The organism is Bacillus sp. 05T22 (genome assembly GCF_056396765.1).
Genome location: NZ_JBFTMC010000049.1, coordinates 18,835 through 41,964, shown reverse-complemented (window position 1 = coordinate 41,964; position 23,130 = coordinate 18,835). Strand labels below are relative to the sequence as shown.

Genomic DNA, 23,130 nt, shown 5'->3' with positions numbered 1-23,130 from the left:
GTATTAATCATGGGCGTTGATGAAAGCGATGTACGTGGCAAAGAATACGGTGCTGCTATAAGAACAGATGCAATGTTACTTGCAACTTTTAATAAAGATAGTAAAACTGTAAAACTTTTAAGTATTCCACGAGACACATATACTTATATCCCAATAGAAAAGAAAATGGATAAAATTACGCATGCACATGCATTTGGTTCGGCTAAAAATGGAAAAGCTGGTGGCCCGCAAGCTAGTATTGATGCGGTAGAAGATTTACTCCACGTTCCTGTTGATTACTTTGTAAAATTCAACTTTAAATCATTTATAAAAATTGTGGATGATTTAGGTGGTATTGAAGTAGACGTTCCTGTTGAATTTACTGAACAAGATAGTAACGATAATGCAGGTGCAATCCACTTGAAAAAAGGCGTTCAAAAATTAAACGGTGAAGAAGCTCTTGCTCTTGCTAGAACACGCCATATTGATAGTGATGCAATGCGTGGTCAACGTCAACAACTTGTTATCGAAGCCATTCTGAAAAAACTAACAAACATTGATTCTGTAACAAAAGTAGGAAATATTATTGATCACATTAATGGACAATTCGTTACAAACTTAACATTTGATGATATGTTATCATTCTATAAATACGGTTCAGATTCTTCACTTGAAAAATTACAAATTAATGGTGAAGATTGTTATATGGAAGCCGGTGATGATACATGCGGTCGTCCTAACGGCAAACGTACTTATTACTATATGCCAGTAGAAAAAGATTTAGAAGATTTAACAAAACAACTTCGTACTCATCTTGGACTACCTGAGTATAAGAAAGTTGATTCTGATGATAAAGAGAACAAGAAAAAAACAAGCTCTGAGAAAACAAAAGATACGAAACAAGATAACGATAATCGTCAAAATTCTACTAACCAAAAAAGTAACAATAACGATGAAAACGTARAGACCAAAACAACATCGAATGAGAAAACAAAAGATACAAATCACGATAACGATAATCGTCAAAATTCTACTAACAAAAAAAATAACAATAACGATGAAGACACAGAGACAACATCGAATAAAAATTAATAAAAAACCCAGCTCTATAGAGATAGAGCTGGGTTTTTTATACATCCTAATATAATTTTGAAAACAACAAAAATTCTAACTTTTTTAACTATCAATTTCAATATCTTTAAATTATAATAAAAGGTAGAGTTATATTCTAATTAACAGGAGGCACAAACATATGAAAGCCGCAGTAAAGCATAATGTTTCAGACTTTAAAGATTATCTACAATCCAATGAAATACATATGGAAGAAAACATAGATGAGAATGATGGCTCTGTATTTTTTTCAGTGAACTTAGACACAGAGAGTGGTGCAAAAGTTCGTCTTATCGCTGCCTTTCATAACGAGCATCCTACTGTCGATATATATTGCTTCAATGTCGCTCAAGTTCCTGATTCAGCTAAGAAAAGCGAAATATTGCATGTAATCAACGAACTAAATACAGCATATAGATTCGCAAAATTCACAATTAGTAACAGCGACTCCATTGATATTTCAACTTCCCTTGTATTTACAGAACCATACTTTAATCCTGCCCTTGTATTTGAGCATACTAGACTATTATATAAAGCTGCAAATGATGAATATGAAAGATTAATGAAACTTATTTGGGCTTAATAACTTGAACGCCACTGGAGAATCAGTGGCGTTCATACTTTCTATACTAGCCTTCTTCTTAAAGTATCTATATACTACTCTGTAATATCAGATAACAACCTTCCAACGAATCATATTACAATGCGATATCCATCCAAATTTTAATAGATGTTGAAACAATCAAAATCGCTAATATCCACTGCAATACTTTTTGATTTAATCTCTTCCCTACACTTGCCCCAAGTGGTGAAGCGATTAAACTTGCAATAGCAATCATTATAGACGGCAGTACCACTACTTGTCCTGTAGTTACTTTTCCGGCCGTAATACCGATAGATGAAATAAAGGTAATTGCTAATGAAGTTGCAATTGTCATATGTGTAGGAAGTTTGAGAATGACAAGCATAATGGGCACAAGAATAAATGCCCCTCCTGCTCCAACAATACCAGAAGAAGCACCGACAATAAATGCTAACATACTAGCTAATCCTTTATTATACGTCAGTTCTTCTAAAGGAAGCTCGCTGCGATTTTTTTTCGGAATAAACATCATAATAGCTGCTATCGTAGCTAAAATAGCATATACAATATTAACTTGCCCTGCATCTAATACTCTTGAACCTAGACTCCCGACAAAACTTCCCACTAAAATACTCGTTCCCATATATAATACCAATGTTTTATTTATATAACCGCTTTTCCGATAAACCCATATACCTGCAAATGTTGCGAAAAACACTTGAATAGCTGTAATACCACTTACTTCATGTGCCGTATAACCAGTAAACCCTAATAGCACCGGAATATATAAAATCATCGGATAATTAATAATGGCACCGCCAATACCAACCATCCCTGAAATAAATGAACCAACAAAGCCAATAAGAAAGATTACAATCATAAAACTGAAGCTCATCTTTATTTTTCCCCCTTCTAAAAAGAAGGCATTCTTTAATTACCTTTAAATAAATAGATTCACATTTCCATCAGAAGCATCTGCTAAATAAGCTGCCACACCAGCGAATTCAACATCTTTCATAATCTCTTCTTCTTTTAGCCCTAATAAATCAACTGTCATTTGACAAGCTACAAGCTTAACACCTTGCTCTTTTGCCATATCAATTAAATCTGGAAGTGGCATAGCATTGTGCTTTTTCATAACATGCTTAATCATTTGAGGGCCCATACCGGCAAAATTCATTTTAGATAAGCCCATCTTATTTGCACCGCTAGGCATCATCTTTCCAAACATTTTCTCTAAGAAGTTTTTCTTTACTTTTACATATTCATCTTTTCGAAGTGCATTTAACCCCCAAAACGTATGGAAAATAGTCACCTCTTGATCATACGCCGCTGCACCATTGGCAATAATATAAGCTGCCATCACCTTATCGTAATCTCCACTAAACAAAACAATCGTTGTTTTTTTCTTTTTCTCCATGTTAACTCCCTACCTCGATATACCCATACGGGTATTTTGTGAAATATACAAAATCCTTTATTTATAAAAGAACTCTGCGTCGTACTCCATATTATTCTATTTTACCTTCCCAATCTAACATACCACCAGTCATATTTATAACCCCAAAACCATAGCTTTCTAAAAACTGAACAGCTCGTGAACTTCTCCCACCAGAGCGACACACCATAATATATTCTTTGTTTTTATCTAATTCATGCATGCGAAATTCCAACAGACCAAGTGGAATATGAATAGCTCCCGGAATTTTTCCTTCCATCACCTCTTCCACTTCACGAACATCAATAACGTGTAATACTTCATGATTCATCAATTTATTTTCTAATTCTTTTGCTGTCATTTCTTTCATTTTTCATTTCCTCCTTAATTCCAAGCATTCATACCACCTGAGACATTCGTAATATGTTGAAAGTCTAATTTTTTTAACATTTTTGTTGCTTGTTTACTTCTCATTCCACTTTGACAAATTACAATTACTTCTTTGTTTTTATCTAAATGACTCGCTTTTTGTGCTAACTCATTTAATGGGATATTCTGAAACCCTTGAATATGATTCCCTCTAAATTCACCGGGTGTACGAACATCAATAAATTGTTTGTTTTTTTTATTCATCTCCGTCTTTAGTTCTTTCCCGTTTATATTTTTAACTCCCTTAACCGGTAAAAAGCGAGAAATGATAAACCAAGCAACAAGTATAGTTAAAACAATATTGAATACTACATTTGCACTCATACACCATCTCCTCCAATCTTTCTCTATACAATTCGTATCCGTAGAGCAGACCTTTTTGTTTTACGCCTTTTTAATCCAGAACTTCAGCACACCATTTTCCTCCATATTTTGCAATACTTCGTGTCCACCTGTTTTTGACCACGCTGGAATATCCTTTATCGCGCCTTTATCTGTTAAGTGAACCTCTAGCACTTCTCCAGATTGTAAAGCTTCCATAGCTTTTTTCGTTCTTACGATTGGCATTGGACATGCTAATCCTTTTACATCTAATACTTGTTTTACGTTCATATTCTATACCTCCAAAATATTTTTTAATTTATACTTAATCATGTACCGCACAGCGATTTGGACCAATTTCCATTTCGCGCTCTTCTTCTACACTTGGATTGATTTTCCCCATATTCGTTTGACGAATATCTTGATATGCATTCGGCTGGGGCGGTAGATTTTCTGTAACTGTTTTTCGAAACTCCAACTCATCTTCAATATTTAATCCTGCATTTCGTTTAAATAGATCTTTCAGTTTTGCACGAACCCGCCCTTGCTCATTCATCTCACTTACTTTCGAATAATGTGCTGGTAAAACAATTAAATCTTGAGATAATGTTTTATAACGTGTATATAAAGTGTTACGTAAATCACTTACCCAGTCTTCCGCCTTACCTGCAAGGTCTGGGCGTCCAATGGAATCTACGAATAAAATATCACCTGATAGAAGGTAAGCATCGTCTACAATGAATGATGTACTTCCAATTGTATGTCCTGGTGAATAGATTGCCTCAATATCAATTTTCGTCTCTCCTACTGTAATTACTGTTCCTTCTACAAGGGATTCATAAGAAAAGACAACTTCCTCAGCATCTTTTGGTGGCAACCAATACGTACCTTTCACCTTTTCTGCTAACTTACGACCACCAGAAATATGATCGGCATGTAAATGTGTATCCATAACGTTTGTAATCATAGCACCTTGTTCTTTTGCAAACTCCTCATATGCTTCAATTGTTCGCATAGAATCAATGACTACAGCTTCCCCATTTGAAATAACCATATAGGACAAACATCCTTTTCCAAGACGGTTAAATTGATACACGCTGCCACCATCTTTTAAATCCCCTACTTTAATCGGCTTCACATATTCACTCCAAGCTTTCATACCACCAGCTAAATAATAAACATTTTTCAAACCAGCCTCTATAAGTTGCTCAGCAACAAACTTGGAAGATCCTTCTTTCGCACATACAACAAGAATATCTTTTTCCTTTGGCAACTCTTCCAAGATGCTTTCTACGCCTTCTAACAAATCAAAGTATGGTTTATTAATGGAAAAAACTTGTTTCCCTTCCATTCTCCAATCCATATAATCCGCTTCATTACGAACATCTAAAATAAATAATTCTTCAAATAAAACTTTCTCAGCAACATCTTTCGCTTGYAATCCTATAGCATCCACTACCTTACCCCCTATGGTATAAATTTTGTTAAAAAAATTAAAAGTTAACTGCCCTACTCAAATTTTTTCTTATTCTTTTTCTGTATTAGCTTACTATTGTAGCGCTCAATATACATATACCTGTACGGGTATATTAAAATGTTTTTTAAAATCTGTCAACACATTCGTTTGACAGATTATCTGCTTTTTACAAGCAGTTGTACAGCCTCTTTAATTAAATCTTCATTTGATGTATCGCCTTTTTCAAATTGTTCTCGCAAACAGTTTTCCAAGTTCGTTCCTACAATTAATCCAATTGTGCGATCCATAGCAGAGCGTGATGCTGTTAATTGTGTAATAACCTCTTTACAATCTTTTTCTTCTTCAATCATTCGAAGTACACCGCGAATTTGTCCTTCAATTCGCTTTAACCTATTTTTAATATCTTGATTATATTCCAACGTACTATCACCTCAATACTTTAATAAACATGCTTTATCTAAAAAAATGTCTACTGCACCAGATTGTAATAAAATTCTTATTTGAATTTACAACCTCATCATATACCCTTTAGGGTATTTTGTAAAGCCCTATTTTCATTTCGCCTTATCATAATCAATAGGGCTTTACTTTAAACCTATTTATATACAATCCGGTCTGGCAAAGCAGTTGCATACAATTTAAAACCACCATCTACATTCTTCACCTTATATCCTTTTTCCATTAACATACGTGCAGCAACATAGCCTCTCATACCTAGCTGGCATGTAATATATATTTCTTCATTTACTGGAATTTCATCCAATCTTTCACGTAATTCATCTAATGGAATATTAACTGATCCCTTAATCATCCCTTGTTTCAATTCATTCGGTTCACGAACATCCATTAAATATCCACCTTTTGGGGCAATATGATTAATTTCATGCCACTGCACTGTATCTACAAGCCCTTCAATCATATTACTTGCAGCATACCCCACCATGTTTACTGGGTCTTTTGCAGAAGAATACGGCGGTGCGTATGCTAATTCTAAATCTGGTAAATCCATTACCTTTAGCTTAGCTTTCATTGCCGTCGCAATTACATCAATTCGTTTATCTACACCGTCACGCCCAACAGCTTGTGCACCATAGATTTCTCCTGATTCTTTATTAAAAAGCAATTTTAATAAAATTGGATATGCATTTGGGTAATAACCCGCATGAGAATTCGCCTGTACATGCACTACCTCATAGGGTATATTTAAACGCTGCAATACCTTTTCATTTACTCCTGTTGAAGCAACCGTTAATTCAAATACTTTTGCAATTGATGTTCCCATCGTCCCTTTGTATACAGACTCTGTATGCCCATGAATGATATCCGCTAATAGACGACCTTGTCGATTTGCTGGCCATGCTAACGGAATCATTGTCTCTGTTTCTGTTACAAAATCTTTTACTTCAATCGCATCACCAATGGCATAAATAGATGAATCAGACGTTTGTAGTTTTTCATTTACTTTAATTGTCCCGCGTACTCCAAGTTCTAGTCCTGCTTCTTTTGCCAAGCTACTCTCTGGCTGGACACCGATAGACAGAATTACCATATCAGTATTGATTTTCGAACCACTTTTTAAGCGTACGACTGCTCCGCCTTCTTCAAAAACATCTACTCCATCTTCCAAAATGAGCTGAACACCATGCTTTTTCATATGTTCGTGTACATATGCTGCCATTTCATAATCAATTGGCGGCATTACTTGATTTGCCATCTCAACAAGCGTCACATCAATTCCTTTTTCTCTCAAGTTTTCTGCCATTTCAACACCAATAAATCCTCCCCCGATGACAGTAGCATGACGTGGTTTCTGCTCATCAATATACCCTTTAATACGATCTGTATCTGGTACATTTCGTAATGTAAACAACGCTTTTGCTGTTTCAATTCCTGGAATAGGCGGTACAATTGGCTTAGATCCTGGTGAAAGAATTAAAATATCATAAGACTCTTCGTATGTTTCATTTGTCATTACATTTTTCACAATAATTGTTTTTTCTTCTTTATTAATTTTTATCACTTCACTTAAAACACGAATATCTAAATGAAATCGCTTTGACATCTTTTCAACAGTTTGCACTAACAACTTCTGTCTCTCTTGAATCACACCACCAATGTAATATGGTAACCCACAGTTTGCAAACGAAATATATTCGCCTCGCTCAAACATAATAATTTCATCCTCTTCACTTAAACGACGAAGACGTGCTGCCACTGATGCTCCTCCCGCAACTCCACCAACTACAACAATTTTTTTGCTCATCTTTTCATAACCTCCACGATTATTTTTACTTTTCTTCTTTTTACTTACTACATATAAATATACCGGATGGTAAATTACATATACCCGTATAGGTATATAATAAACACAAAAAAATATAATGACAATATATAAAGCTCAAACTTTATGCTTGTTCACAAAATTGAAACAAACTTGGTATGAAAAAAGCCACTGGTTTCAGCGGCTTCACACATACTTCCGATGTACCATCTTCCCATCATATGAGAAGACAACACCTTTATTCTCAACATTAGATTCCATATGCACCGTTCTTCCCCATAACTGATGAATGTATGGCAATACTTTTTCTAAGTATTTTAAATCTAGCTCGATTCCTTCGTAACTATGTTTAATATACAGTTCCCCATTCTTTAAGTAGTCACCATCTTCTACTACTAAATACGGGAAACCTCCATTTGTTCTCATATTAACAAGCTGATCACGAACATGTTCCCACTCTTTATCAATTACCTTATACTCTTTTCCTTGGCGCTGGAATAAGTACATATCTTCTCTCATAACCAATTCTTTATTTAAGTAATTCCTTAAGAAGGATACGTCCCATTCAATTTCCCGTACTTCAAAGATTTTGTCACGGCCTGATCCAGGTTTTACACCACGACGTTTCATTTCTTCAGTTGGATTATTATAACGTTCTTCAATATCTTCGAACATTTTAATGCCAAGGTAGTATGGATTAATACTTGTTTTTGATGGTTGAACTACACCCGCGTTAAGCTTCGCAAATTCGATTGCTTCAGAAGATGTTAAGTCCATTTCCCGGAGTATACGTTGATGCCAGTACGAAGCCCAGCCTTCGTTCATGATTTTTGTTTCTAGTTGCGGCCAGAAATATAACATTTCTTCTCGCATCATCGTTAAAATATCACGTTGCCATTCATCTAGTTCCCTACTATATTCTTCAATAAAGAGCAGCAAATCTTTCTCTGGCTGCGGCGGGATTTTCTTTTTCTTCCGCATATTTGGTCGTTCTCGTTTTTTATTTCTATCATCTAAATTCCACAAATCATCATACTGTGAAACTCGTTTCTTTTCTACTTCTTCCTCTTCTAAGTCATCTATGCTCCAAGCTAGCTTCGGCCGCATAAGCGATGGATCAATATGTTCTTGAATGGCCAAAACAGCATCTAAAAACGTTTCTACCTCTTCTTTTCCATATTTATGTTCATATGCTTTAATTCGTTCTGCCGTCGCTGCCATACTTTCAACCATATCGCGCTTTGTATTTGAGAAGCGGATATTATTTTTAAAGAAATCGCAGTGTGCTAATACGTGTGCTACAATCAACTTATTTTGAATCAATGCATTTGTATCGAGTAAAAATGCATAACATGGGTCAGAGTTGATGACAAGCTCATATATTTTACTAAGTCCCAAATCATAATGTAGCTTCATTTTGAAGAATTGTTTCCCAAAACTCCAATGTGAAAACCGCGTCGGCATGCCATACGCACCAAATGTATAAATAATTTCCGCTGGGCACACTTCATAGCGCATCGGATAAAAATCAAGTCCAAACCCTGTTGCAATTTCAGTAATTTCAGCGATTGCATATTGTAGTGCTTTATCATCACTAGTTCTCATTATTTTCCCTCCTTACACTTTCCCTTAAGAAAGTGTATGAGGGGAAACGAGCTTTCATGAGAAATGATGAAAAATAGATACTCTACCCTTTACTTTAACCAGTAGTCCTCTTCATAATCATATGACAGATACTGCTCTTCATAACAGCGTTGGCACATATTATAAGGGTAATCCCCTGGCATATATTTTTGACAATACTTGTACCTTTTACGATGGTTTAGCAAGTGTTTGCTTACATACTCATCAATTACTGCAATATAAAAAAGTACTAGAAAAGCACAAAAAAGCCGGATACAAATTTCACATCATTTGCATCCAGCTTTCCACCTTTATCTATTACCCCTCAATAACTTCAAGCCTCTCCATAATCGGCGTGCGCTCTTTTCCTTCTGGCTTCTTATCGAAATAACCAATATGAAGGATTCCAACAATGCGTTGTCCTTTTGTTAATCCAATTCCATCTATAAATAAAGGATTATAATTCAATCCGCCTGATTTCCAAACACATCCTAGTCCGCGCTCCCAAGCGAGTAACTGAAAGTTTTGTATAAATGCACATACTGCTGCGTAGTCTTCGTCGCGCTGGATTTGACGTGGATCTTCATCCATATACACAACGATTTGAGCTGGTGTACTTAGAAAACGATCGGATAAAACTTTACCTCGTTTTGCTCTGTCTTCTTCTGTAAAAGAATTTAATACAGCATCTACTAATTTTTGACGGCCTTCTCCAATAAATAATTTACATTTCCATGGCTCACGATGCTGATGGTTTGGTGCCCACGTTGCATCATTTAATAGTTCAATTAATAATTCTTTTTCTACTGTTTTATCTGTAAATGTACGAATGGAGCGTCTTTCTTTAATGATATTTGCAATGGAAGTATATGTAGTCATATGTTTCTCTCCCTTATCCTCATCTATATGTATAAGTTTATTACTGATATTGATATTGATTTTCAATTTCGATTATAACTCAGTTTTCTACCATTAATCAATGTTTTATGTTGTAAAACTAAGAAAATAATTTCTCGTGAATTATGGAAAAAAACTTGTAATGTTCACAAGTTCTTCACAACTTCTCCACAACTTTGGGAAACTCTATAGATAAAGTTTCCCATTTTATTCAATTAGGAGGAATATATGTATGTACAAAAAAGTAATAGCAAGCATTTTAGCAACAGGACTTTTATGCGGAATAGTAGTCTTCCCTGCTTCTGCTGCCTCTCAAAAAGAATTCACAGCGCATCATCACAAACCAATCTCAGATGAACAACTACAATCTTTAGAAAAACAAGGTTATAAAAAACATGAAATTTGGAAAGCAGCACACATTGCAAAGATTAGCAAAAAAGATATTAAAGATGTTTTATCGTACTATAAACAAAATAAATCTTGGAAAGAAACAGCAAAGCATTTTGGCGTGGATCCAAAGAAACTGCATAAACATCATATGAGTAAAGAAATGAAGCAAGCATTGCTGCAAAAAGTAGCCGAAATGCAAAACTCCACACCAGAACAAATGAAGAAAATAATGAAAGATAATAATATTCGTTTGCATCACCTTACAGTTTTAACCATCATTGCACAAAAAAGCAATACACCATTCAATGACGTATTAAAAATGAAAAAAGATGGCATGCATATTAAACAAATCGCAGAAAAATTAAATGTGAAAAAAGAAGATATAAGAGCTGAAATGATGAAATTAATACAGTCTGTGAAAGAAAAAAAGACAAATTAAACATAAAAAGGAAGAAGTATTTATCACTCTTCCTTTTATATACAAATATTAAAAAAAGCTGTTCAAAAGACAAACATTGTCTAACTTTTGAACAGCTTTTTTGTGTTTCCTGTATAAAATTTGTTCTTCCCAAAAAAACTAACGAGAGCATTCCATATCTTAGCACTCATTTCTTTCATGTACTTTAGTGAAGGACTTTTGCAGCGTACAATTTGGGCAACCTTAACAATGCTTAAAATTATTAAAGTTTCTTTCATTCAACGATTTGAGTACATCATTATTTTTGTTTGGTTTCTCATCATTTTACCTAATCTTTGTGTAAAGATTTGGTCTTCTTGCCAATCCATGAAACGATCGTTCCATATTCCGTTTAAGTTTACATTGCCTTTTTTCATTTTCGTTGTGTATATAGCGTCTTTATTTATTATAAACAGAGAACATATTAATACATTGAACACGCTCCTATCTCGGGCTGGTCTGTATATTGTATATGTCTATATCCCTCTCCTTTTTCTATGGCATTCCATTCGCTGGCGGTTGAAAAATAAACAAAATAAAACTTCACCATAGGAAATCACTAGCGAGTTTGGTACAATTTTACTAATACAAAGGCAAAGGGGATATGCAGATGAAAAAATATCTATTCTCTCTACTTGTAATAAGCAGTCTCGTGCTTTCTGGATGTGGTGCAGCAGAAAAGAAACAATCATCTGAACCGAAAGAAGAACACGCTTCTCATTCTCAGCAAGGTGATATCCAAGAAACAACAAAAGGAATCGACACGCTACCAACGTTTCTGGACAAACTAGACCCACAAATGAAAGAAATCTATACAGTTGCAGGAAAAAATGCCGAATTATTAAATTGGATACCTTGTTACTGTGGATGCGGAGAAAGTGTGGGACATAAAAACAATAAAAACTGTTTTATTCGTGAAATTAAGAAAAATGGAGAAGTTGTTTGGGATTCTCACGCAACGACCTGTGTAAACTGTTTAGAAATTGCGGTCGAATCTGCATCTATGCATCAAAAAGGAAAATCGACTCTTGAAATTCGAAACTACATTGATAATAAATATAAAGAAGGCTACGCAAAACCAACGCCTACCCCAATGCCAAAAGCGTAAAAACGAGGAATTTCCTCGTTTTTTACTTTTTACGTAACATTTCCCTTAGCAAATTCTTTCAAGTGTTTTTCTTCTCGATTGACGTACACTATATGTAACTCCTCAGTAAGGAGGGTACACAATGCAGACATATAACGACTACGATAAAGCTCTCTATTACACGTATTGTTGTAATTGGGACAAGTTGCTTGTTTTAATGGTGCAAACTGATGATCAATTACTTTCTAAACGAATCGAGCATTTTTTACATGCTTACAAATATGGAAAAGAACTACCAGAAGTAGATAAACAACTTCAACTTCTATTCCAATATATCGACCATGCTTCACAAAAGTCGCATATAGAAGAAATAGACCAAGTACAAATGTAAATGAAGCGCTATTCTCCCTTTGAGAATAGCGCTTTTTGAATATTTTTCCATATATCTGTTCATAATACACATATCAATAGTGGACGGACGTGATGATTTGCATAAATCTTTATACTTATTTCTCTGCATGATGATACTGCTTATCGGTTGTGAAAAAACGAATAATCCTCATTCGTTTCAAGGGATAAAACAAGAGAAAGACATATGGAACATCCTACTTATCGGCAGCGATTCACGAGGTGAGCAACAAGCTCGTGCTGATACAATTATGATTGCCCAGTACAATAAAAAAGAGAATACAGCAAAGCTTGCTTCAATTATGCGGGATAGTTATGTAGAAATTCCTTCTTACGATAAAAAATATAATAAAATCAACGCTGCCTACTACTATGGCGGCCCTGAATTATTACGAAAGACGATTCAACATAATTTTGGAATCGATGTTTCTCATTACATTACGATTGATTTTGAAGCATTTGTTAAAATTGTGGATACCATTGCACCTGAAGGAATTGAAGTGAATGTTACACAAACAATAATCGATGATATGGGACTACATGTAAAGCCAGGGATACAACCTCTTCACGGGAAAGATTTACTGAAATACGCGCGTTTTCGCCATGATACTGAAAGTGACTTTGGCCGTGTGAAACGACAACAAGAAGTACTCCGGGCATTGAAACAAACCCTTACTGATAAAGTTCACTCTATAGATGGGGTACTAAATTTACCAATAATGGCACATGAACTCTCTCCATATATAAAAACAAATTTAGATATGTCAACGCTATTTACACTTGGAAATAGTATTTTATCTCAGCCCATTGATAAAATGGAAACGATGCGAATTCCAATTGATAACGAATATGAATCTGCTCTTACCAAACACGCTGGTTCCGTATTAAAAATAAATCCAGAAGCAAATAAAGAAGCCATTCAAAACTTCTTCAATGTCACAAAAGCTGTAAACCGACCGTAAAAACAAGGTTCATGGACCTTGTTTTTTTATTTCCAAGTTTCCCCCTTATAAAACTTTCCTTGATAAAAATATTTTCTCTTTATTTTCTTGTCCTTTTCATACTATAATTTAGTATGTAACTATTATAAGAGAGGTAAAAAACATGAAACGTGAGACAAAACAAGAATATGCATTGTTTACTGCTTGGGGAGCTTCTTTTATTGCTACACTTGGAAGCTTATATTTTTCTGAGATCATGAAGTTTGAGCCTTGTGTACTTTGTTGGTATCAACGCATTTTTATGTACCCATTTGTTTTATGGCTTGGTATTGCAGTTATAAAAAAAGACTACCACATTGCTACATATTCTTTACCAATTGCAAGTATTGGTGCCTGTATTTCGTTATATCATTATGCCATTCAAAAAGTTTCTGCATTCTCAGCAGCAGGAGCAGCTTGTGGACGTGTGCCTTGTACGGGGGAATATATAAACTGGTTCGGATTTGTCACAATCCCATTTTTGGCACTTATCGGATTTATCACGATCGCGATTTGCAGCTTGATTGTAATTAAAAATAAATAAGGAGATGACATAATGAAAAAAATGCTTATCTTTGGTGGTATTATTATCGTCTTATTTGCAGCGATTTTTGCTGTAGTACAGATGGAAAACAAAAATACAACGAAACAAGAAAAAAATTACTATACAAATAAAATCTCTTCTTCTGATATTCGTAAAAATAACGAGGAAAAGAAAGAACAAACCATTTACTTCTATCAAACAGGTTGTCACTACTGTGAAAAAGTCTCACCTATTGTTGTACCAATGGCTAAAGACATGAACATTGATATGAAAGTCATTGATATTTTCAACGATAACCCAACTTGGGATGATTATAAAATTGAAGGAACACCAACAATTATTCATTTCAAAGATGGAAAAGAAGTAAATCGTATTAAAGGTGAGCAATCAAAAGATGCTTTTGAAAAATGGTTTAAAGAAAACAAAAAATAATAAGAAAAGGAAACTCCTTCTATACATGAAAGCTGTGTAAAATCCCACACTAATGTATAAGGAGGGGGTTTTATGCCAGAGGTACGCTGCTCTGTTTCCAATTGTTTATTTTGGGGACAAGGGAACTTTTGTCAAGCAAATGCAATCTTTGTTCAGCCTGATGACCAAAACGCGAATCAACCAGGCGATGATTCTTATACAAATGCAGCTTTAACGGGTGAAACACTTGAAAGCTCTGCGACAACAAGCGTTGAAACATGCTGCCAAACATTTAGACCGAAATATTAACAAGCAAATCTCCACCTCCTTTTGAGGTGGGGATTTTTCTTTTATACTATGTACAAATACAATGTTTAAGAAGCAAAGCCATTTTGTTTCTTTTACAAATAAAATAAGTGCGGTAACTTGTACCAATCGCGAGCAATCGTTTCTCTCCTAACACTTAAAGATGTAGAAACATACAGCTAAAGGTATGCTTCTACATTATAACAACCCCATATTTCCATGCATCATGCATTATCGTCATATACACAATCAATATAAAAACTGTTCCAAACAATGTTATCCTGCGATAGATTCCATCTTCCCCTTCTCTCGCTTCAACAAAGGACCAAATAAAACCAACGAAAAGTAATAAATCAATATAGGGAATATACAGATTAAACATAAATGAAACATACAAATAAATAATAAATAAGCAATTCGTTAACAAAAAGATTTTAAATGCAAATTGGCTATTCCCTTTTCTCATAACACGCCCGCCCCCAATCTGTACTGTATTATATTCACAAGAACAGAATAGTTGCGATTGGACCAACTAATTACACTTTGCTATATAAATTCGCTGCTATGAAGAGTAAAAGGTGACCTCCACTCATTTCCTCTCTTTGTTTTAACATGGCATGGGGCCAAAAAAGGCTCTGACCGCTTCTATCCACGGACTGATCCTCTCTCACATCCAAAAAGAAAGGTCTTTCGCTTTTTATTTATATAACAAATAAGCTATCGCCTATTTACGATAGCTTTACTGTATATTATATTTCCTCTTATATATATTACTTAAAATGGAATAAGGCACTTGCTCATAACGAATTTTCCCGCCTGTTTCATCCATAATATACAAATTATTACCTATATAATAACTTCCATTTTTCCCTCGAGAATAAACAGCATATCGTTCATTCGGCAATACTGTTTTTACTTTCGTAAATTGACCATTTGGTTCTTGCCAATATATATTCATACGATCCACAAGTGTTAACATTCCAATTTGCTCTTCTTCTACTATACGTCCATTCCAACTTGTAACACGATATCCAAGCTTATGCGCTGCATATTCTGGAGATGTATAAAACTGAGAAATAATTACTTTTGTCCGTAACGATACTCGGTCATATAGCCATTGTATATCTCGATCATGCATGCGAATGCAACCGTTTGATTCTCTTCTTCCAATCGTCCCTTCTCGATTTGTACCATGAATTGCATATTCTTTTTCATTTAAACCGATCCATCTTGTTCCAAGTGGATTATTCGGTGCACCACCCGGAATATTTTTACGGTGATATTCTTTATTTTTATATTTATTAATGATACAAAATGTGCCTTCAGGGGTTGGTGTGTTACGCTTTCCAGTTGTAACAGGAAACGTCCTTACATATTTTCCATTTTCAAAAAAAGATAATTGATTTGTAGTAAGGTTAATAAGTATTAAATGATCTGCACTAGCAAAAGTGCTGATTGGTAGACAGAAAAAGAATATCACCATCAAACATATCTTCTTCATTCATATCCCCCCAGTACCATCATCTACGATGGTACCATTAGCTTTTACTATGCACTCAATTCTTATGAACAAAAACACAAAGATTCTTCAGATTTAACTTATCCATTCACAATTACACCACCATTTACGTGAATGATTTGTCCGGAAACATATGTGGAATCGCCTGAAGCTAAATATACATAAGCAGGTGCTAATTCATACGGCTGCCCTGGTCTTTTCATCGGTACATTACTTCCAAATTCCGATACCTTCTTCTTATCAAAACTCGCTGGAATAAGCGGTGTCCAAATCGGGCCTGGCGCAACACCATTTACACGAATTCCTTTTTGAACTAGTGATTTTGCAAGTGAACGTGTAAAAGCAACAATCGCTCCTTTTGTTGCAGAATAATCAATGAGTTGCTCGTTTCCTTCATACGCAACGATCGAAGCTGTATTTATGATTGTATCTCCCTGCTTTAAATGTGCGAGCGCAGCTTTTGTAACGTGAAAATAAGAAAAAATGTTAATGCGAAATGTTTTTTCAAGTTGCTGCGCTGTAATGTATTCTAAACTTTGCTGCGGGTATTGCTGCGCAACATTATTCACAAGAACATTTAAACCACCTAGCTTTGAAACTGCTTCCTTTACGATGTGCTGACAATGTTGTTCACTACTTAAATCACCTGGGAGTAATATGCATTTCACACCTTGCTTTTCCACAAGTCTTTTCGTCTCGTTCGCATCTTCAAGTTCATCTAAATACGCAATCGCAATATTGGCTCCCTCTTTTGCGAACGCAATTGATATCGCTCTTCCAATTCCACTATCCCCTCCTGTAATAAGCACATTTTTCCCTTTTAATTTTTCACTACCGCGATAATTAGGATCTTCGTACTCTGGGAGAGGATTCATCATCGATTCAATCCCCGGTTGTCTATTTTGATGTTGTGGTGGTAACGTTAAAAACTTTTTTTGCTCAGGCATACACATTTCAGCTCCTTCTCATTTCTCTTTCTTATGATGTACACATTTATAAAAAGTACTTATACATTAAAAGCCGAAACGTAGGAGCTGTTCTGTGATTAATATTCGAAATTAAGACATAAAATAGAAATTGTTATAAACTTTTTTGTGCGAAACTCTTGCAATAGAACCAAAAAGCGAATATTATATATAACTGTTGTGGCAATCATTCGTAAACAGAAAGGATGTTTATATGTTTAACCTTTCAAAACATAAAACTTCTATTAAAACTGAAATTATGGCAGGTATTATTACCTTCTTAACAATGGCATATATCATTGTCGTAAACCCTATCATCCTTGGGGATGCAGGTGTTCCATTTGAACAAGCATTTACAGCGACAATTATTGCCGCTGTTGTTGGAACATTATTTATGGCAATCTTTACAAATTTACCAATTGCAATCGCGCCGGGTATGGGACTTAACGCTTATTTCTCTTACTCTGTTGTAAAAGCGCATGAAGGAATGACCTTTGCAATTGCATTCTCTGCTGTATTTGTAGCAGGTATGATTTTAATTTTGTTATCATTTACATCTTTCCGTACAAAATTAATGGAAGCAATTCCTGAAAACTTAAAACATGCAATTACTGCTGGTATTGGCTTATTTATTGCTTTTATCGGTTTACGTCTGACGGGCATTGTAACAAAACATCCGTCTAACTTAGTTGGGCTTGGAGATCTTCATTCGCCTCCTGTACTACTAGCGTTAGCTGGACTTGGAATTACTCTGATTCTTATGTCCTTAAATGTAAACGGCGCATTATTCATCGGAATGCTCTTAACAGGAATTATCGCTTATTTCACAGGTCAATTAACATTTCCAAACGGTATTACATCAATGCCTGGATTACCAGAAGGAATTATTGTTTCAAATCCAATTACTGCTGTTTCTGATGTGATTCATTACGGATTATACGGCGTTGTATTCTCACTCTTCCTTGTTACACTATTCGATACAACAGGTACACTACTTGGTGTTGCTCAGCAAGGTGGATTTATAAAAGATGGTAAACTTCCAAAATCGGGACGAGCTCTTCTATCTGATTCTTTCTCAGCAACAATCGGGGCTATGTTCGGAACAACACCATCAACAGCATATATTGAATCATCTGCGGGTGTTGCAGCCGGTGGACGTACTGGTTTAACAACAGTTACAGTAGCTGCATTGTTTGCCGTTGCTGCATTCTTTGGTCCTCTAGTAGGTGCTGTTTCTGGTGTTTCAGCAATTACATCTCCATCATTAATTATTGTTGGTAGCCTAATGATGGGCGCTGTACGCCACATTGATTGGGATACATTCGACGAAGCATTCCCAGCATTCTTAGTAATCTTAAGCATGCCRCTTACATCAAGYATCKCAACAGGTATTGCACTTGGATTCATTTCGTATCCACTTATGAAAATGGCAAAAGGACAATTCCGTGCTGTGCATCCACTTGTATATGTATTTGGTATTTTGTTTGCTTATCAATTAGTTTTCTTACCGCACTAATAAAAAAGCCTTGGCTCACAAATTCTGTGAACCAAGGCTTTTTCTAATATTCCTTATTCATTTGCAATTCTTTACTATACTTTTGAATCAAAAATGAAGAAATAAACATCACCATTCCTGCGCTAAAACCAATTAGTTGATCTAATAAAAGTTCATCATGAATCAGAAAGCGTAATAGAAATACTCCACCAAAAATAAACATTGCCGTATATCCCATACGTCTAAGTCCCTTATATACATTTTCCATATGTATCATTCCTCTATACACTTTTACCCAAATTATACCACAATTAGCTCTTAATAGATTTTATATTCAGTCTATTACAAGAACAAAAACCCCTGAAAGAGGTTTTTCCATCCATTACCTTTGTAAAAACACCTGTAAATCCGCAAATTGTCTTGCTGCATCTTTATAGCCTTGTTCATATAAATTTTGCAGCTTTTGTGGATCTTTTTCCATTCGATCCACTTGAAGTGGTACTTCTGGACGAATGACAAATAGATTTCCAGCTAACTCTTCTTTTTCAATATAATGAAGTGTCTCATTGTATACTTCATAACGAGAAAGCATCGTATTGACAAGATTAGGATATTTTTTATAAGCTTTTGCTGCAATCCATCCAAATTTTGATTTTTTCTTCGCATATCCATGGTTTCTCGTTAAAATAACAATCGATTTCTCATAACCATCTTGCTGTGCTTTACGAACTGGGATTGGATCCGAAATTCCGCCATCCAATAATTGTTTACCACGATAATTTACAACTGGTGCGATAAATGGCAATGAGCTAGAAGCTTGTAATAAAGTCAATGCATCTTCATTTGTTCCTTCTTTTTCAAAATACATTGGTTCACCGGTTTCACAATCTGTCGTTCCTACTAGAAAACGCTCTGCACTATTAAAGTATGTGTCAAAATCAAATGGCACGTGCTGTTCTGGAATTTCACGAAAAATAAAGTCCATATCAAATAACTGACGTTTTTTCCATAAATTTTTGTAAGATAAATACCTCGGATGTGTTGCATAATCAATATTTACTGTTTTATTTCGATTTCTTTGTCTTGAAATATATGAAGCCGCATGACATGCTCCTGCTGAAACACCAATAATATAGGGAAAATATAAATCCTGCTCCATAAAGTATTCTAGTATTCCACCCGTATATACACCGCGCATACCGCCGCCTTCTAATACTAAACCCGTATTTTCAAGCATTGTTTTCTCTCCTCTTTATATACATAGACTCTTTAATTATTCATCTTGTTAAATATCTCTTTCTATTATATAAGAGTCTTCACAAAAACCATATTCAGAAGGCTTGGTGCGAACGAAAAATTATTCTTCTACTTCTCTAAATGGGATCCTACATCCTTTACAAACCTTTGAATCAATGATAATTCCTCTTCTGTATACTGATTTAAAAGTAACAACCACTTCTCTTCAGCTTGTTGATGCAATTTCTCATGCGCCATGTAAATTTCATTTCCGTTGTCTGTTAAACGAAAAAATATTTCCTTTTGATTATCTAACATTCTCATCTTTTCAACAAATTGTTTATTAAACAATTTTGTACAAATTTTAGAAATTGCTCCCTTTGTCATCCCCATCTCTTCAGTAATAGCTGTTACATTCATTAATCCTTTTTTTCCTATGCATTGGATCACATGTAATTCTGATAAAGACATGCCACTTACCCCTGTCTCACGAAGAAAACGCTCATCATTTCCTTTCATATGCTCTTCTTGTTTATGAAAAAGTGTACGAATATCCGAAAGTATTTCTATTTGCCTTACTGTACGGTCCAAGTCGAATCCCCTCCATGATACTTCATAAGTTTCCACAGAAACAATTTAATTATATACCATTTCAAAATAAAAATTAAATTCATTTTTATCTTTACAAGTAAGAAAATAATGTTAAAATTATTTTAGTTTCCAAGGAAACTAAAATAAGGAGGTTTTCTGATGAATCACTCATTATCTTCATCAAAATTAAAATCTATTTTGTATATCGTTTGTATTAGCGCTCTATTAGGTTCCTTTGCTCAAAACATTTACACGCCCCTCTTACCAATGATTCAAGATTCTTTTCACACCTCTCTTTATCTTGTGAATTTAACTGTCTCTATTTTTACTTTTGTTCTTGCAATTATGCAGCTTGTTTATGGACCATTAATTGATACAAAAGGACGCAAATATATTCTTCTTCCCAGTCTATTCATAGGTACAATCGGTGCAATTGGTTGTGCTTTTACAACAAACATTTATTTATTTCTTATTTTCAGAGCAATTCAAGCATCAGGGATAGCTGCGATACCTGTTGTAGCGGCTACTATTATTGGGGACTTATTCGAAGGAAAAGAACGAGGGAAAGCCATGAGTCTTTATCAAATGCTACTTTCCATTGCTCCTGCTGTAGGCCCTCTCATAGGCGGCTATCTTGGAAATATAAATGGTCACGTATCTATTTTTCTATTCTTATCTACGATTGGCATAGCCCTATTAATTGTAAATATTGCATGGCTACCAGAAACAAAACCGGTTATTCCTAAAAAAGCTACAACAACTAATAATTATTGGAGTATCTTAAAACACAGAACTGGTTCTGCTATTGCGATCATTGGATTTATGCAGTTCTGCATTTATTTTTGTTTTCTTGTTTTTTTACCAGCAATATTAGCCAATTTAGTTCATTTCAACACAAGTAAAATTGGGCTTATGTTTGTACCAATGTCTCTATGTATTATGCTAGGAAGTTATTGCTACAAGTTTTTACAAACATTACTTACAACAAAACAAGCTTTACTTCTCACCAGTTTTCTCAATATCACATGCGTTATTCTATTTTCTTTCACATATCATATAAATATCCCAATCCTTATCATTGCAACATCCCTATACGGTTTTAGCATGGGACTATCAATTCCAACCCATACAACTCTACTAACAGAAGAATTTGTAAGCGAACGAGCAACTGCCATTGGTATCTACAACTTTATCCGTTATATCGGAATGGGTACAGGACCAATCGTAGGCAGTTTTCTACTCTTTAATCAAAATTACTTTTGGATTTTCTTTGTAGAGGCAATTGTTTTTCTGATTGTGGTCTTATATTCTATGAAAAAGCTAACTTCTCATCCTGTAAGAAAAGCTAGAATTCAAAAAGCTAAATAAACATTTATGTATATTACAAACAAAAAAGAGAATGTCCGAAAACAGCTATTTTACTGCATTTGGACATTCTCTTTTTTATACTCTCTGATCTGCCACAATATGAATATCAATATGCTTCGTCTGCCTCATAATTTCATTTACAATGGATCCTTTTCGAATTTCTTCCCATCTTGTTCTTGCTGATTGACCAAGTAAAATTTGGGTGACCTGTAATCGTTTTGCCACTTCAATAATGACATCAGCTGGCTTTCTTCCTTTCGCTTCTTCCAATACGAAAGTAGCATGAAATTGATTGGTTAACGATTGCCACTCCTCAATTGTTTGCCTTTTGCTTGCCGATATTAATTCTATATTTTCTCTTTCAACATTTAATACATACAATTCAGCGTTTAATCGATCTGCCATACGCCAACCACGCCGTATTAATTTCTCTGCTGTTGAACTATATTGCACACAAACGAGAATTTTTTCTTTTACACCTATTGGTTCTGTCACTGACTGACTAATCTTCTCGTCCATATCGTCGGCAACTTCACGAAGTGATAACTCTCGTAAAGCTCCTAAATTATTAACCGTAAAAAAATTTTGTAAGCTTTGCTGAATTTTTCCTTCTTTATATATCTTTCCATCTGTCAATCGTTTCCTCAAAACTTCAGGGGTTACATCAACAAGTTGAATTTCATTTGCTTTTTGTAAAATAAAATCAGGAATACGCTCTCGTACTTTTACATTCGTGATTTGTTCCACAATATCATGAACGCTTTCTAAGTGTTGAATATTAAACGCTGATAATACTGATATCCCAGCGTCCAATAATTCTTCTACATCCATATAACGTTTTTTATGTTTTAATCCAGGTATATTACTATGTGCCAATTCATCCACAACAACTACTTGCGGTGCTCGCTTTATAATCCCCTCTACATCGAGCTCATAAAATACTTTTCCTTTATAGTTTATTTCTTTTAACGGTATTCTTTCTAAATCAGCAATTGCTTCTTCTGTTTCTTTTCTTCCATGCGTTTCAATTAAACCTATTACAATATCAATATTCTCTTTTTTCATTTCTTGCGCATCAAACAACATTTTATAACTTTTCCCTACTCCTGGAGCAGCACCTACATACAGCTTTAATTTCCCGCGATTTTGCTGGCGTATATATTCTAAATATTCTTCCGGCGTTCGTCTTTGAAACGTCGGTTTATAATCATCTGCATACATTACGCGCACAACCT

28 protein-coding genes and 1 pseudogene are annotated in these 23,130 nt (G+C 34.9%); 12 read left to right on the top strand and 17 right to left on the bottom strand.

Features of this window, described 5'->3' with window-relative positions; genetic code table 11:
* Both AC1DIT_RS15765 and AC1DIT_RS15760 read left to right on the top strand, forming a co-directional pair.
* A partial coding sequence (locus AC1DIT_RS15765) for an LCP family protein (RefSeq protein ID WP_476998277.1) occupies positions 1-1,071 on the top strand: 1,071 nt, incomplete at its 5' end.
* 160 nt (positions 1,072-1,231) lie between these two features.
* Complete coding sequence (locus tag AC1DIT_RS15760; RefSeq protein WP_016113211.1) at positions 1,232-1,672, top strand: hypothetical protein; 441 nt, start codon at positions 1,232-1,234, stop codon at positions 1,670-1,672.
* 115 nt (positions 1,673-1,787) lie between these two features.
* On the opposite strand, the gene AC1DIT_RS15755 is transcribed toward AC1DIT_RS15760, so the two are convergent.
* The 10 genes from AC1DIT_RS15755 to AC1DIT_RS15710 all read right to left on the bottom strand — a co-directional run bounded on the left by AC1DIT_RS15755 (position 1,788) and on the right by AC1DIT_RS15710 (position 10,120).
* Positions 1,788-2,567 (bottom strand): sulfite exporter TauE/SafE family protein, encoded by a 780-nt coding sequence (locus AC1DIT_RS15755; protein WP_016113210.1) that lies wholly within the window; start codon positions 2,565-2,567, stop codon positions 1,788-1,790.
* A 45-nt stretch (positions 2,568-2,612) separates the two neighbouring features.
* Positions 2,613-3,092, bottom strand: a complete 480-nt coding sequence (locus AC1DIT_RS15750) for a DsrE/DsrF/DrsH-like family protein (protein WP_016113209.1) — start codon at positions 3,090-3,092, stop codon at positions 2,613-2,615.
* 91 nt (positions 3,093-3,183) lie between these two features.
* Positions 3,184-3,480, bottom strand: coding sequence for a rhodanese-like domain-containing protein (locus AC1DIT_RS15745; RefSeq protein WP_006093617.1), 297 nt, complete (start codon positions 3,478-3,480; stop codon positions 3,184-3,186).
* Positions 3,481-3,494: 14 nt separating this feature from the next.
* Positions 3,495-3,863, bottom strand: coding sequence for a rhodanese-like domain-containing protein (locus AC1DIT_RS15740; RefSeq protein ID WP_016113208.1), 369 nt, complete (start codon positions 3,861-3,863; stop codon positions 3,495-3,497).
* Between the two features lie 60 nt (positions 3,864-3,923).
* A complete protein-coding gene (locus AC1DIT_RS15735; RefSeq protein WP_016113207.1) occupies positions 3,924-4,151 on the bottom strand; it encodes a sulfurtransferase TusA family protein in 228 nt (75 codons plus the stop codon).
* 34 nt (positions 4,152-4,185) lie between these two features.
* Positions 4,186-5,316 carry an MBL fold metallo-hydrolase gene (locus AC1DIT_RS15730; RefSeq protein ID WP_016113206.1) on the bottom strand — a complete coding sequence of 377 codons (1,131 nt, stop codon included), beginning with the start codon at positions 5,314-5,316 and terminating at the stop codon, positions 4,186-4,188.
* A 176-nt stretch (positions 5,317-5,492) separates the two neighbouring features.
* The gene (locus AC1DIT_RS15725) at positions 5,493-5,756 is read right to left on the bottom strand and encodes a metal-sensitive transcriptional regulator (RefSeq protein WP_003195373.1); all 264 of its coding nucleotides are present in this window, start codon (positions 5,754-5,756) and stop codon (positions 5,493-5,495) included.
* 176 nt (positions 5,757-5,932) lie between these two features.
* Positions 5,933-7,600, bottom strand: a complete 1,668-nt coding sequence (gene cdr, locus AC1DIT_RS15720) for a CoA-disulfide reductase (RefSeq protein WP_016113205.1) — start codon at positions 7,598-7,600, stop codon at positions 5,933-5,935.
* Between the two features lie 204 nt (positions 7,601-7,804).
* Complete coding sequence (gene spoVR / locus AC1DIT_RS15715; RefSeq protein WP_016113204.1) at positions 7,805-9,223, bottom strand: stage V sporulation protein SpoVR; 1,419 nt, start codon at positions 9,221-9,223, stop codon at positions 7,805-7,807.
* A gap of 336 nt (positions 9,224-9,559) precedes the next feature.
* Positions 9,560-10,120, bottom strand: a complete 561-nt coding sequence (locus AC1DIT_RS15710) for a nitroreductase family protein (protein ID WP_016113203.1) — start codon at positions 10,118-10,120, stop codon at positions 9,560-9,562.
* A 250-nt stretch (positions 10,121-10,370) separates the two neighbouring features.
* Between AC1DIT_RS15710 and AC1DIT_RS15705 the strand changes: the two genes are divergently transcribed.
* The 8 genes and pseudogenes from AC1DIT_RS15705 to AC1DIT_RS15670 all read left to right on the top strand — a co-directional run bounded on the left by AC1DIT_RS15705 (position 10,371) and on the right by AC1DIT_RS15670 (position 14,724).
* Positions 10,371-10,967, top strand: coding sequence for a hypothetical protein (locus AC1DIT_RS15705; protein WP_016113202.1), 597 nt, complete (start codon positions 10,371-10,373; stop codon positions 10,965-10,967).
* 159 nt (positions 10,968-11,126) lie between these two features.
* Positions 11,127-11,537, top strand: a pseudogene (locus AC1DIT_RS15700) (GerAB/ArcD/ProY family transporter); the annotation flags it as partial.
* A 58-nt stretch (positions 11,538-11,595) separates the two neighbouring features.
* Positions 11,596-12,093: a PCYCGC motif-containing (lipo)protein gene (locus AC1DIT_RS15695; RefSeq protein WP_016113201.1), complete on the top strand. Its 498-nt coding sequence runs from the start codon at positions 11,596-11,598 to the stop codon at positions 12,091-12,093.
* Between the two features lie 121 nt (positions 12,094-12,214).
* Positions 12,215-12,463 (top strand): YhdB family protein, encoded by a 249-nt coding sequence (locus AC1DIT_RS15690; RefSeq protein WP_016113200.1) that lies wholly within the window; start codon positions 12,215-12,217, stop codon positions 12,461-12,463.
* A gap of 97 nt (positions 12,464-12,560) precedes the next feature.
* Entirely contained in the window at positions 12,561-13,442 is an 882-nt protein-coding gene (locus tag AC1DIT_RS15685) for an LCP family protein (RefSeq protein WP_016131196.1), read from the top strand.
* Positions 13,443-13,584: 142 nt separating this feature from the next.
* Positions 13,585-14,004, top strand: coding sequence for a disulfide formation protein C (locus tag AC1DIT_RS15680; protein ID WP_016113198.1), 420 nt, complete (start codon positions 13,585-13,587; stop codon positions 14,002-14,004).
* A gap of 12 nt (positions 14,005-14,016) precedes the next feature.
* The gene (locus tag AC1DIT_RS15675) at positions 14,017-14,436 is read left to right on the top strand and encodes a thioredoxin family protein (RefSeq protein WP_016113197.1); all 420 of its coding nucleotides are present in this window, start codon (positions 14,017-14,019) and stop codon (positions 14,434-14,436) included.
* 72 nt (positions 14,437-14,508) lie between these two features.
* Positions 14,509-14,724, top strand: a complete 216-nt coding sequence (locus AC1DIT_RS15670; protein ID WP_016132545.1) for a DUF1540 domain-containing protein — start codon at positions 14,509-14,511, stop codon at positions 14,722-14,724.
* Between the two features lie 190 nt (positions 14,725-14,914).
* On the opposite strand, the gene AC1DIT_RS15665 is transcribed toward AC1DIT_RS15670, so the two are convergent.
* The 3 genes from AC1DIT_RS15665 to AC1DIT_RS15655 all read right to left on the bottom strand — a co-directional run bounded on the left by AC1DIT_RS15665 (position 14,915) and on the right by AC1DIT_RS15655 (position 17,187).
* Complete coding sequence (locus AC1DIT_RS15665) at positions 14,915-15,187, bottom strand: hypothetical protein (protein WP_016113195.1); 273 nt, start codon at positions 15,185-15,187, stop codon at positions 14,915-14,917.
* Positions 15,188-15,460: 273 nt separating this feature from the next.
* Complete coding sequence (locus tag AC1DIT_RS15660) at positions 15,461-16,222, bottom strand: L,D-transpeptidase (protein WP_016113194.1); 762 nt, start codon at positions 16,220-16,222, stop codon at positions 15,461-15,463.
* Between the two features lie 98 nt (positions 16,223-16,320).
* Positions 16,321-17,187, bottom strand: coding sequence for an SDR family oxidoreductase (locus tag AC1DIT_RS15655; RefSeq protein ID WP_077295519.1), 867 nt, complete (start codon positions 17,185-17,187; stop codon positions 16,321-16,323).
* Between the two features lie 232 nt (positions 17,188-17,419).
* Here AC1DIT_RS15655 and AC1DIT_RS15650 point away from each other — a divergent pair, with 232 nt between their 5' ends.
* Positions 17,420-18,721 carry an NCS2 family permease gene (locus AC1DIT_RS15650; RefSeq protein WP_476998276.1) on the top strand — a complete coding sequence of 434 codons (1,302 nt, stop codon included), beginning with the start codon at positions 17,420-17,422 and terminating at the stop codon, positions 18,719-18,721.
* 43 nt (positions 18,722-18,764) lie between these two features.
* Here the strand turns inward: AC1DIT_RS15650 and AC1DIT_RS15645 are convergent, their stop codons facing one another.
* The 3 genes from AC1DIT_RS15645 to AC1DIT_RS15635 form a co-directional block, all read right to left on the bottom strand.
* A complete protein-coding gene (locus tag AC1DIT_RS15645; protein WP_016113191.1) occupies positions 18,765-18,968 on the bottom strand; it encodes a hypothetical protein in 204 nt (67 codons plus the stop codon).
* A 114-nt stretch (positions 18,969-19,082) separates the two neighbouring features.
* Positions 19,083-19,937, bottom strand: coding sequence for a patatin-like phospholipase family protein (locus tag AC1DIT_RS15640; RefSeq protein WP_016113190.1), 855 nt, complete (start codon positions 19,935-19,937; stop codon positions 19,083-19,085).
* Between the two features lie 128 nt (positions 19,938-20,065).
* A complete protein-coding gene (locus AC1DIT_RS15635) occupies positions 20,066-20,527 on the bottom strand; it encodes a MarR family transcriptional regulator (RefSeq protein ID WP_016113189.1) in 462 nt (153 codons plus the stop codon).
* A 159-nt stretch (positions 20,528-20,686) separates the two neighbouring features.
* On the opposite strand from AC1DIT_RS15635, the gene AC1DIT_RS15630 reads away from it, so the two are divergent.
* On the top strand, positions 20,687-21,895 hold the full coding sequence (locus AC1DIT_RS15630) for an MFS transporter (RefSeq protein ID WP_016113188.1): 1,209 nt from the start codon (positions 20,687-20,689) through the stop codon (positions 21,893-21,895).
* Positions 21,896-21,970: 75 nt separating this feature from the next.
* Here AC1DIT_RS15630 and kdpDN read toward each other — a convergent pair whose 3' ends face one another.
* Positions 21,971-23,116, bottom strand: coding sequence for a KdpD-like non-kinase potassium sensor (gene kdpDN, locus AC1DIT_RS15625; RefSeq protein WP_016113187.1), 1,146 nt, complete (start codon positions 23,114-23,116; stop codon positions 21,971-21,973).
* Between the last annotated feature and the right edge of the window lie 14 nt (positions 23,117-23,130).

Excerpts from the sequence above, each read along its gene's own strand:
- AC1DIT_RS15665 (WP_016113195.1), bottom strand. The coding sequence starts at position 15,187 with ATGAGAAAAGGGAATAGCCAATTTGCATTTAAAATCTTTTTGTTAACG.
- AC1DIT_RS15630 (WP_016113188.1), top strand. The coding sequence starts at position 20,687 with ATGAATCACTCATTATCTTCATCAAAATTAAAATCTATTTTGTATATC.
- AC1DIT_RS15755 (WP_016113210.1), bottom strand. The coding sequence starts at position 2,567 with ATGAGCTTCAGTTTTATGATTGTAATCTTTCTTATTGGCTTTGTTGGT.
- AC1DIT_RS15705 (WP_016113202.1), top strand. The coding sequence starts at position 10,371 with ATGTACAAAAAAGTAATAGCAAGCATTTTAGCAACAGGACTTTTATGC.
- kdpDN (WP_016113187.1), bottom strand. The coding sequence starts at position 23,116 with ATGTATGCAGATGATTATAAACCGACGTTTCAAAGACGAACGCCGGAA.
- AC1DIT_RS15645 (WP_016113191.1), bottom strand. The coding sequence starts at position 18,968 with ATGGAAAATGTATATAAGGGACTTAGACGTATGGGATATACGGCAATG.
- AC1DIT_RS15740 (WP_016113208.1), bottom strand. The coding sequence starts at position 3,863 with ATGAGTGCAAATGTAGTATTCAATATTGTTTTAACTATACTTGTTGCT.
- spoVR (WP_016113204.1), bottom strand. The coding sequence starts at position 9,223 with ATGAGAACTAGTGATGATAAAGCACTACAATATGCAATCGCTGAAATT.
- AC1DIT_RS15710 (WP_016113203.1), bottom strand. The coding sequence starts at position 10,120 with ATGACTACATATACTTCCATTGCAAATATCATTAAAGAAAGACGCTCC.
- AC1DIT_RS15750 (WP_016113209.1), bottom strand. The coding sequence starts at position 3,092 with ATGGAGAAAAAGAAAAAAACAACGATTGTTTTGTTTAGTGGAGATTAC.
- AC1DIT_RS15640 (WP_016113190.1), bottom strand. The coding sequence starts at position 19,937 with ATGCTTGAAAATACGGGTTTAGTATTAGAAGGCGGCGGTATGCGCGGT.
- cdr (WP_016113205.1), bottom strand. The coding sequence starts at position 7,600 with ATGAGCAAAAAAATTGTTGTAGTTGGTGGAGTTGCGGGAGGAGCATCA.
- AC1DIT_RS15660 (WP_016113194.1), bottom strand. The coding sequence starts at position 16,222 with ATGAAGAAGATATGTTTGATGGTGATATTCTTTTTCTGTCTACCAATC.
- AC1DIT_RS15745 (WP_006093617.1), bottom strand. The coding sequence starts at position 3,480 with ATGAAAGAAATGACAGCAAAAGAATTAGAAAATAAATTGATGAATCAT.
- AC1DIT_RS15735 (WP_016113207.1), bottom strand. The coding sequence starts at position 4,151 with ATGAACGTAAAACAAGTATTAGATGTAAAAGGATTAGCATGTCCAATG.
- AC1DIT_RS15760 (WP_016113211.1), top strand. The coding sequence starts at position 1,232 with ATGAAAGCCGCAGTAAAGCATAATGTTTCAGACTTTAAAGATTATCTA.
- AC1DIT_RS15675 (WP_016113197.1), top strand. The coding sequence starts at position 14,017 with ATGAAAAAAATGCTTATCTTTGGTGGTATTATTATCGTCTTATTTGCA.
- AC1DIT_RS15695 (WP_016113201.1), top strand. The coding sequence starts at position 11,596 with ATGAAAAAATATCTATTCTCTCTACTTGTAATAAGCAGTCTCGTGCTT.
- AC1DIT_RS15670 (WP_016132545.1), top strand. The coding sequence starts at position 14,509 with ATGCCAGAGGTACGCTGCTCTGTTTCCAATTGTTTATTTTGGGGACAA.
- AC1DIT_RS15655 (WP_077295519.1), bottom strand. The coding sequence starts at position 17,187 with ATGCCTGAGCAAAAAAAGTTTTTAACGTTACCACCACAACATCAAAAT.
- AC1DIT_RS15680 (WP_016113198.1), top strand. The coding sequence starts at position 13,585 with ATGAAACGTGAGACAAAACAAGAATATGCATTGTTTACTGCTTGGGGA.
- AC1DIT_RS15690 (WP_016113200.1), top strand. The coding sequence starts at position 12,215 with ATGCAGACATATAACGACTACGATAAAGCTCTCTATTACACGTATTGT.